We start from the raw sequence: 7,295 nt of genomic DNA, 5'->3' as shown, positions 1-7,295 counted from the left end.
CACTTTAGATTAAGTCAGAGTTATAACAAGATAAAGCGGAAATAGCATCAACCTGAATACTATCGAATAGCGTGCCCGGCAATACTTCGCCAGAAGTAAGAATAAAAGGAAACAACAAAAGAAGCCGGAAAACTTAGAATAAGAATTGTTTAATTCTAATAATATGCCACTTCATTAGAATTACCACTATCTTTGTTCCAATTACGAGGGAATAATAGCATAAAAAAGTTTCAATCGGGCACATTCGTCAGCCAGGGAGGGTACAAGAACTTTCAGCCAACCCTGTTTAACCGACATTGGATGATTGATGACATGGAGGTGATCAGCCTGCTGAGCAAGGCAGACAGATTCCTGGGACGGCTTGACATGTACTCCGAGTATGTGGACATAGACCTGCTCACCCAGATGCACATTGCCAAGGAGGCGACACAATCTTCAAAAATTGAGGGAACCCAGACAAAGATTGAAGAGCCCTTTCTTTTAAAATCTGAGATCAGTGCAGAGAAGAGAGATGACTGGGAGGAGGTGCAGAGCTACATCATCGTCATGAAAGAAGCCGTGGAGATGCTTCACGCTCTGCCATTCTCCACACAATTGATCAAGCAGGCTCACAAGGTGCTCCTTCGGGGTGTCAGGGGTGATCAAAAACAACCGGGAGAGTTTCGCAAGAGTCAGAATTGGATCGGGGGTGCCACTCTACACAACGCCGTCTTCATCCCACCGGCTCACCATGAGGTAGATGCGTTGATGTCGGATCTGGAGAAGTTCGCAAACAACCAGGAGGATCCTCTCCCCAACCTGATCAAAATCGCCTTGATCCATTATCAGTTCGAGCCCCCCCTTCCTGGATGGCAACGGTAGAACAGGACGTCTGCTGATCACACTTTATCTTGTCTCTAAGAATGTGCTGAAGCGACCCTCTATTTGTCGGATTTATTTGAACGACACCGGAGCCTTTATTACGACAGCCTGATGCGCGTCAGGAGCCATGGTGACATCAACCAGGGGCTGAAATATTTCCTTTCGGGAGTGATTGAGACCTCCAAGAAAGGGGTACAAACGTTGGATTCGATCATGCAACTGAAGAAAACTATCGAAAAGCAGATGGATGCACTTGGGAAACGAAGTGTAGATGCATGGCTTGTGGTCGATCACCTGTACGGGAAATCAATCGTTTCAGCGAAAGAGCTGGTTGAATTGACCGGCAAGTCCCCACAAACAGTATATAACCTACTTGCCGACCTGGAACGATTACAGATTATCAAAGAGATCACTGGTGCTCAGCGGTACAAACTCTATATGTTCCAGTCGTATATCAACTATTTCAAGTAGATTCTTCTATCGAGATAATTATCATACATGATTTTATTGTCGTACCATTAGCTATCACCAAGGAGATGGGAAAAAAAATCATTCGGGAATCAATCGCGATTTGCAACCGGTTTTCGTTCCATGATACTATGAAAAGCCACGATCTGGTATTGTCTTCGGGAGTAGCAATACAAGCAAATTGTCTTAATTCACAAATTTAAAGTGTCAAAATGATTTGCCAAACTGCTTTCCAGGTAATTACCCCGGCTACGGTTAGAATGAATGAATTATTGAAATTCAATAGTTATTGGAATATTCATTGTACTGCAATAATCCTCTATTTCAGCATCATTGGAGAAATACTTATCACAAAATTCATCAAGTTCTTTTTCGGCACCGGATACATATTTATCACTTGCCGACAATAGTTTTTCAATTTGAACGACAAATTTTTCAAACTCTTTATTCATGTTACAGAGCTTGTCGATGGTTTTAAAATCCAGATCACGATATTTTGCAGGAAAAAGTATTTTACTTTGGTATGGATTGGCATCAAGTTCAATGATCCCGATTCCGAAAGATTGATTAAGTCTTTCCATTTCATCATATAGGTTATCACTGAATTCAAAAGCTACTAGATAACCATAGTTTGACCAGCTTGAATTTGAAACGGCCTGAAAATATGCCTTTTTCAATTCGCTATCGCTGTTAATTTCTTTTTTTAGTTCATATGCACTTAACTTGAAAGTGTCAACCCGATTAATTGATTTGAGTAGATTCTGACTAGCCTTTGTTTGTAAATTTAAAAATTTCACGCCCACCATATCTGGGTGAGTCCAGATTTGGTTATTGTCTTTACCATTTGAATGTTCGTGGAAAATAGTTTTAGAATAGGTTTCTGTGTTTTTAAGAAATGAACTCAGGAGTTTATGCAATGATCTTTCCTCATAGGTTTTATGTATTCTGGCTTTCATCTTTTCTCTTTCGCTGATTACTTTCTCACCACTTAATATATCAAGGCCTATTTTCTGTTCATTTTTGGTTAGGTAATAAGAATATGCTCCACCGTTCTGTTTGATCCTTTTAACACGACTATCTCCATTTCGAATAAAATCACCTAATATTGCAGAGACAGTTGCACTGGGAGTTTTTGCATCACCAAAACTATAATAATAGTTGGCATTAATATGATCTAATACAGCCAAATAGTTCGTAACATCATTTATGTCCTCCAAACTTTTTAATACCGCTTCTTTCAGAGTCATGTTTTTATGTTTAAAATAAACTTTAATGTACAAGTTTAGTTAATAATTATGATTTATCCCAATTTATTTATTGATATGAATGGGTATCATGATTTTGAAGATTGATCAATATTACCCCATCCCGCTTGAAATATCGGAACTGCTTGTAGATCTGTCTCAAACCAATGTTGGCAAACAACATCAGCTCAAGCGTAAGATTTCCTTCAAATCCTTTTGCAGAGAATAACAGTGATCGCCATTTTTTCAGCACCCGAGATTCCGTTAACTATTTCTTTTACCTACACCCCAGATATCTTCCGTCTTCATTTGAGAGCTTTGATCCTTTTCTCAATGGTATTTCATTTTATGTAGTCAGAATATTCTTCAATTTTCTGTTTTAGACGATTAGCTAAAAAATCGTTGCCCTGCTTCAGCTCATCATAAATCGTTCTGGCTTCTTTCTGATATTGAATTATTTTTTCATTGTCCCAATGCTGAGGTGGTGGTTGAAGATTTGTGATTCTATCGGCAAGTTTAACAGCCCAAACTTCTGGTTGTAATTTCTTGATTCTTATCAAGCTGTCTGCTAGCTGCTGATCTTTTGGAAGTTTATTATTTTTCGTCAATGCTTTCACAGCATTCATAATTTCAACTCCAAATCGATCCTCAATTTCTTCACAAGTAGTATCTGTATCCTCAATAAGATCATGGAGCAATGCCACCTGAACAGCAAACTCCATGTTCAACCCATCATTTGCTGATGAAGCGACAAATAACTCCATGGCGACATTGCTCAAATGGACAACATAAGGAAGGTTGGTACCAGGTATTTTTTGGTTATTCTGTGCATGCTTTTCAGCAGCATAAGAAATGGCTTGCTGATATAGTTTTTGTATTTGCATCATTAAACTGAATGTGAAATGTAATTTGATTGTTCCAAAAAAGCTTTTTGAATCCGGTTATTTAAATCAATATAAGAGACAGGATCGGTCAGTTTTTGCAAAGAGTTCAATGTGATAGAACTTTGACTTCTTTCGTAATTATCCAGTCGATAAGTCGGTAAGATGTAAAAATCCCACTGTTCCATTTTTAACGGGTCAATTGAACTTTGGTCTTTATGTTTTAAAACACAGAATACATAGAGGTCAGCGTGTCTTCTAGATTTTACAGACTCAATATTCGTTACCGGATCCCAATAAACTGATCGTTTTATCGAAAACGAGATCGTTGAAAAACATTTTTGACTCCAACATTGGATATATGCCGCTGATTTCACTTCAATTTTTATGCCATCTTCCGTTTTCAGGTCATAGGCACCCCACTCGTCTCGAATATGATCCGGATTCAAACCAACTGCTGTTCCAACAATAAATTCGGCTAATCTCCCACGTGTAGCGTTACTCAAAAGATCTGACACACTCCAACGCCAAAAGTCCAATAGTTTGTATTCAGTCTTTTGTCCGTTGAAAGTCAAATCTTCGGTTCCATTTTTCGGAGTCGGTATAATTTGATTTAATTCACTCATATTGAAAGGGCCTTGTTACATGTTGAGACAATGGATTGATAAATCAATGAAATGGTAGTGATAAAAAAATCAGGTCAGTTTCAGAAAAAGTGTATTTTAGCATCCATGCAATTGATTCAAACTGCAATTGCAAGTTTAGTGATTATTTCTGAACCAATGAAATTAATTGTTGATACTTTTCTTCATGGTTTAAATTCAGACAAGAACAGGTTATGCAGCCTTGAGCCGGAACGGAGCAATGGAAAAACTGCGGAGCGAAGCGACGTGTTTTTCCTTGCGGAGTGACAAGGCGCGAGCCGCAGCGAGTGGAGCGAGGGAATGGAACGGAACTGACAATCGCTGGAGACATCCACGAGTACGCAGGCAACATGAAAGAGCTTATACGCCCCAAGTACGGTTTAAAATACAACGTAGCCCCGACGGTTGATGGCGCTGCCGGTGTGATATCGTCATGCAAGGAGCATGTTTTACTGACTGTTCCTTTTGATTCACCTCCGGGAGAAAGTCGGCATAGGTGAACAGGATATGTAATCAGTTATTTTCATACAATACTATCCTTTGCCTCAATAATATATTTGTCCAGTTTATATGCATAAAAACTGGACATTTCTCAAGATATAATCACTTGTTTCCTCACTCCTCCTGTAAGTTTTTTAATTTCTTCAAATAATTTTGAAACCTACATAATATCTCCAAATAGGTAAAATCGTGGATAATCTTAAGAGCCATACTGTCTAACACTTGAATTGGGAGAAGATTCTTGTCGCCAACTCAGGTGGTTTATACCCAAGGAAAATGAAAACCTTGAATGATGTACTTATACTATTCTGTAGCTGCCAATCAAAAAATTGAATGAAACAGTTTTGCTTACTACCGTGTGTGGAATCAACAGGTACTGCCAGGGCTTTCCTCCATTTTGGGAAGTAAATTCAGTGGCATTCTTGCAGTAGGTTAATGCTGCGGCTGCCTTCTGTAACACATCGTCATTATTCAATTCATTTGAGGCTTTGGTTTCAACCATATAGATCGCGTCGGAAGTTTCCACAACGAAATCAGGTTCGTACTTTTTTGAATTGTTGTCCCAATACATTCTGAACTGATTGGGAGCCGGCCTTAACCATTTCAACACGTTGGCATCGGTCTCCAGTACAAAAGAGAGATCGAGTTCGGTTTTGCTGTCGAACTTGTATTCGAAATGACACGCTTTTTCAAATCCCCTGAAAACAAGCTTTGGGACCAATGCAGGGGGAACAGCCTCCCGATAGTCCTTGTAACCAAAATTGATCAACGCGGAAAAATTCCAAGGTTCGATCTTCTGAAAAGGCAGCACACTCTTTGCCTTGTATTCGGATTGGTGTAAGATAAAATTATCAGGCGACTTCATCTGCTGATAGATCTTCTCAGCAATTGTCGCTTTAAACTGGAATATTGTTTGCAGGAGTTCATCCTTCTTCTCGATATTCTCCGCTACAGCGTTATATGCCTGGGTAGCCAGGTGGTGCAACAATTCCGCATTGTCGTCATAGTCGATCTCCGGATAATCGATGAGTTCCGAAATAATCATTTTTACAGGATAACCATATGATCCGCTTGATTTTGCTTTCAGGGTTTCCACAACCTTGTCTTTAAGTCCGAGACGGATGATCTCCTGATTCAATGCCTGGTAATTCAGGTAGGTGGTGTCCAGGTCAAAAAACTTGAATTCCGCTGTCACATCACCCTGTACCAGGTCCATCCGTGGTATTTCAATGATATTCTTCTTATACTCATTGACCATTGTATCATATACTTCGGCAGCCTCTTTCAGGATATCATCAGCAAATAGATTCAATTGCCCCTTGGTGAGGTTCTCTTCTACCTGGCGTATTACCTTTCTTTTCACTTCAGGTTTATTCAAATCATTCACATTCCGCACTTCAGGCAGTGCATTAAAGTCGGGTAGCACATGAATGATAGCCATTTTGGCATCCAGGTTGTTCTGCGCTTTCTGTTTTACCTCCTTGTCGGATATCGTGTTTACTTTCTCCTGCTCCTTTTCAAAAGCTACATCCACCACCGGTTTGGACATAACCGGCACGGACTTGCTGTTCAAGTCCTCTTCCGGAACCTCAATATAACTCAGTTTATTCAATAGGGAATTGGGATCCTGGGCAGCATCAATTACTGCTTGAAAATTCTCGTGGGCAACCACCGTCAACTTATCGATCTTATCGACACCCGTCCGTTTGCCGTCATAGGGCAATCGCAGGCCCCGTCCTATGGTCTGTTCAATAAGAATGGATGCATTAGCCGCTCTCAACGGAACAATCGTGTATAAGTTGGTCACATCCCACCCCTCCTTGAGCATATTCACGTGAATTACAATTTCAATCTCGTTGTCGGAACTCTCGAGCGAGACAAACTGCGACTCAATATCCTCGTCATTCCGGGTAGAAGAATCAATCTGAAGTACCTTACCCATGTACTTACCCTCGTAAAATTCGGTAGAATTAATCAAATTGTATATCTCCGAGGCGTGGGTAATATCCTTGCAAACGACAAGAATGAATGGCTTGACCATTTTCACATCATTGTTCAAAGCAAAAATCTCCAGTTCAGTTTTTGTATCCTGATGGATGCTGATCGCATCTTCCAGTTTAATGATCTCAATCTCCCTGTCGGTCAAACTACCTTTCACGAAGTTTTTCCTTGTTGCAATCGCCGGATTTTTCACATATTTCCCATCAGCCAAAGCCTGTGCCAACGAATACTCATACACAATATTCTGAAACATATTTCCTGCATCGTCGAAAGGAGTTGCCGTAAGTTCTATACCCAGTACCGGTTTGAGTTCATTGATCGCATTCTTTGAAGCATCGGCATGATATCTGTGTGCTTCATCCATCAGAATCACCAAATCATCTAAACCTGATAGGTAATCCCAATAGGATTGACCCAGGTACTCGGAAAGGCGCTTTATTCTTGGGGCAAGCGACACACCACCTCTCCTTGTTCCCCTATTTTCCGAATTAAACTTCGCAATATTGAAGATATTGATCCTGATCTCCTCTTTCTCGTACAGCCGGCCTTGTTCATTGTAATTTTCTCCGGTAATTATGACCGGGCGATTGTGTACAAATTCTGAAATACCGGTAAACAGGTATTTATAATATGCAGGATTGCCAAAGTCCTCGATTAACTTATCGTAAATTGTAAGATTGGGAGCCAGTACAAAG

At 40.1% G+C, this 7,295-nt stretch carries 8 protein-coding genes; 4 read left to right on the top strand and 4 right to left on the bottom strand.

Annotation, left to right across the window (positions count from 1 at the left end):
• Window positions 1-192 precede the first annotated feature (192 nt).
• Both B4G81_RS09665 and B4G81_RS09655 read left to right on the top strand, forming a co-directional pair.
• Window positions 193-861: a Fic family protein gene (locus B4G81_RS09665; RefSeq protein WP_286861093.1), complete on the top strand. Its 669-nt coding sequence runs from the start codon at window positions 193-195 to the stop codon at window positions 859-861.
• A gap of 63 nt (window positions 862-924) precedes the next feature.
• Window positions 925-1,332, top strand: a complete 408-nt coding sequence (locus B4G81_RS09655) for a hypothetical protein (RefSeq protein WP_286861096.1) — start codon at window positions 925-927, stop codon at window positions 1,330-1,332.
• Window positions 1,333-1,598: 266 nt separating this feature from the next.
• Here B4G81_RS09655 and B4G81_RS09650 read toward each other — a convergent pair whose 3' ends face one another.
• From B4G81_RS09650 to B4G81_RS09640, 3 genes are all read right to left on the bottom strand, one after another.
• Complete coding sequence (locus B4G81_RS09650) at window positions 1,599-2,576, bottom strand: hypothetical protein (RefSeq protein ID WP_286861099.1); 978 nt, start codon at window positions 2,574-2,576, stop codon at window positions 1,599-1,601.
• 338 nt (window positions 2,577-2,914) lie between these two features.
• Window positions 2,915-3,460 (bottom strand): HD domain-containing protein, encoded by a 546-nt coding sequence (locus B4G81_RS09645; RefSeq protein WP_286861102.1) that lies wholly within the window; start codon window positions 3,458-3,460, stop codon window positions 2,915-2,917.
• The gene (locus B4G81_RS09640; protein ID WP_286861105.1) at window positions 3,460-4,080 is read right to left on the bottom strand and encodes a hypothetical protein; all 621 of its coding nucleotides are present in this window, start codon (window positions 4,078-4,080) and stop codon (window positions 3,460-3,462) included. Before B4G81_RS09640 ends, B4G81_RS09645 begins: the two co-directional genes overlap by 1 nt.
• 51 nt (window positions 4,081-4,131) lie before the next feature.
• Here B4G81_RS09640 and B4G81_RS09635 point away from each other — a divergent pair, with 51 nt between their 5' ends.
• Window positions 4,132-4,365, top strand: coding sequence for a hypothetical protein (locus tag B4G81_RS09635; protein WP_286861108.1), 234 nt, complete (start codon window positions 4,132-4,134; stop codon window positions 4,363-4,365).
• Entirely contained in the window at window positions 4,362-4,598 is a 237-nt protein-coding gene (locus B4G81_RS09630) for a hypothetical protein (protein WP_286861110.1), read from the top strand. Before B4G81_RS09635 ends, B4G81_RS09630 begins: the two co-directional genes overlap by 4 nt.
• A 299-nt stretch (window positions 4,599-4,897) precedes the next feature.
• Here the strand turns inward: B4G81_RS09630 and B4G81_RS09625 are convergent.
• On the bottom strand, window positions 4,898-7,295 hold a 2,398-nt coding region (locus tag B4G81_RS09625; RefSeq protein WP_286861113.1), incomplete at its 5' end, for a DEAD/DEAH box helicase family protein.

This window comes from Proteiniphilum sp. UBA5384 (assembly GCF_002410825.1).
Classification (GTDB): Bacteria; Bacteroidota; Bacteroidia; order Bacteroidales; family Dysgonomonadaceae; genus Proteiniphilum.
This window is presented reverse-complemented; position numbering and strand designations above follow the sequence as displayed.

Coding starts and splice junctions, on each gene's coding strand:
- B4G81_RS09650 (WP_286861099.1), bottom strand. CDS start 2,576: ATGACTCTGAAAGAAGCGGTATTAAAAAGTTTGGAGGACATAAATGAT.
- B4G81_RS09645 (WP_286861102.1), bottom strand. CDS start 3,460: ATGATGCAAATACAAAAACTATATCAGCAAGCCATTTCTTATGCTGCT.
- B4G81_RS09640 (WP_286861105.1), bottom strand. CDS start 4,080: ATGAGTGAATTAAATCAAATTATACCGACTCCGAAAAATGGAACCGAA.
- B4G81_RS09635 (WP_286861108.1), top strand. CDS start 4,132: ATGGTAGTGATAAAAAAATCAGGTCAGTTTCAGAAAAAGTGTATTTTA.